At 43.0% G+C, this 1,844-nt stretch carries 2 protein-coding genes and 1 pseudogene; 1 reads left to right on the top strand and 2 read right to left on the bottom strand.

Features of this window, described 5'->3' with window-relative positions; genetic code table 11:
- On the bottom strand, positions 1-169 hold a 169-nt coding region (locus WG89_RS32540), incomplete at its 3' end, for a transposase (RefSeq protein ID WP_062260605.1).
- 632 nt (positions 170-801) lie between these two features.
- Between WG89_RS32540 and WG89_RS30875 the strand changes: the two genes are divergently transcribed.
- Positions 802-1,203, top strand: a complete 402-nt coding sequence (locus WG89_RS30875; protein WP_153301883.1) for a hypothetical protein — start codon at positions 802-804, stop codon at positions 1,201-1,203.
- Positions 1,204-1,293: 90 nt separating this feature from the next.
- Here WG89_RS30875 and WG89_RS33135 read toward each other — a convergent pair.
- Positions 1,294-1,590, bottom strand: a pseudogene (locus tag WG89_RS33135) (GFA family protein); the annotation flags it as partial.
- Positions 1,591-1,844 lie beyond the last annotated feature (254 nt).

Below are 1,844 nucleotides of genomic sequence, written 5' to 3'. Positions count from 1 at the left end.
GAGGATAAGGAGGTCTTCCGTTGCCACGCTTAGGGTAATAGGGCTCGATTACGGCCTCTAAGCGTTTCCATGGAATCAGAACCTCCATTCTTTCAAGAAAAATTTCCCTACGAGTTCTGCGTCGCTTCTGGCTGAATTCACTGTCGGAAAAAGAGAGTTGTTGGTCCATGACTACCTCTGATCAAGCTGCTGAGATTATTATCTCATGATCAGGGACTTATTCGCAGGTTCCCTAGCCTAAGAGAGACGCTGAATCCTTACAGCTTTGACAGTATCGAAAAGATAGCTCGTATTTATAAATATGCTCTACACTCCAGTCATCAGCGGAATCGAGTATGAGCAATGTTGGTAAGAACTTGTCTGTTGTTTTTTATTGGTTTGCTGCTTTGCTCGTGGGTCAATGCCGTTTTGGCCAATGGAAAGTTATATACAGTTACTGATTCTTCTACGGGCTATCAGTTCGAAGTCTGGCAGCTGTCGGATTCGCGATACCCTGATTGTACGGCTTATTCGATTCAACCTGTCCAGGAGAAGGTAATGCTTTCGAAAGCTGGGGATTGGTCCAGAGCTTTAGCTTGTTCCTTAACTCAGGGAACCTGTCTGGCAAACAGTAAGAAAAATGGCGTTTCTTTACAGGTCGCTCAATGGCAAGACAGGACTAAAGTAGGGAGTGTGCCAGGTATCGTTCCCATGTTGAAGGTTCTTACTTCTTTGACCAGTTCAAAGTATTACTCCAGTATTCTGAAACATCGAAATGGCAAGTCATTTTACTCCAGTTACTGTTTCAATGGTTCCTATTCAGTGGTTACGGCAGGTGAAAGTCAGCAGTTTTTAACTCTCTCATCTGAAAAAAGGTTTGAGGCCGTTTTACAGGAGCAAGGCTCTTGTGATCATTGTGATATATCAATCTCAAGTATCAAGCGTAATGATAGTGCCCTATGGCACCAGCAGGGCAATGCCACAATGGCAGGTGCAGCTCTCGAATCAGCTTTCTCAGGCAATATGCAATATTATTTTTTTCAGGTATCTGGAAAAAAAACCATCAAGAGCCCATGTTCTAAATCACAAATGTCTTATGAGTACTCTAAGCAATTGAGAGATGGAAAACATCAGAGTTTTTCCGGCGACACTCTTGTTATGCTTTTTCTGATCTTCGGGACTGGCCTTTCATTATATGCTCCCAAACCGGGCTATTTTTTGTAGCCGTTTTCCAGTGGTATCTTCTTCTGTCAGTTGTGGATCATCAGTATCTCACCTTTGTTCACTGAAAAAGCATTAATAATTCCAGTACCCTTATTGATCAGTTGCTTCTTCAGTGCTGAGATTTTTGCCATCAATTCTTTGAATGTACAGAGCTTTTATCTCTGAGTCGCTCAAGGATAAGCATGAGAGGTTTACAGCAATGGTTTTCTTCTGTGTTCTTGGATGATGATGAGTATAGATTCCACAGTGCTTACAAAAATAATGTTTCGCTGTCATAGAGTTAAACTGGTAACAGCTTAAGCTGGAATGGCCTTCGTAAAGCTCAAAGTTCTCACTTTCTGTGTAGGCCATAATGGCGTTTCTTTTTTTGCAAAGAGAACAATTGCACTGGCCTACCCTAGGAGCCTGTCGGACTTAACCAGCAAAACAGGTAAAATCCTGATTCCAGTACCAGTAACACTCAAAGCACTATGAATAAGTGGAAGTTCAAACCGGTCGACCGAAACACTCCCGACCTTTTCCCTGCCAGCATCCAGGATTATCTTCCAGAAGGTCATATGGCTCGCTTTGTGGTGGATGTTGTTGACCAGCTCGACCTGTCTCCACTGATCAATTCTTATCGAGGCACAGGATCAAAAGGC

Source organism: Endozoicomonas arenosclerae (assembly GCF_001562015.1).
GTDB classification, from domain to species: domain Bacteria; phylum Pseudomonadota; class Gammaproteobacteria; order Pseudomonadales; family Endozoicomonadaceae; genus Endozoicomonas_A; species Endozoicomonas_A arenosclerae.
Note: the sequence above shows the minus strand (reverse complement) of the source record. Positions and strands in the feature narration are given on the sequence as shown.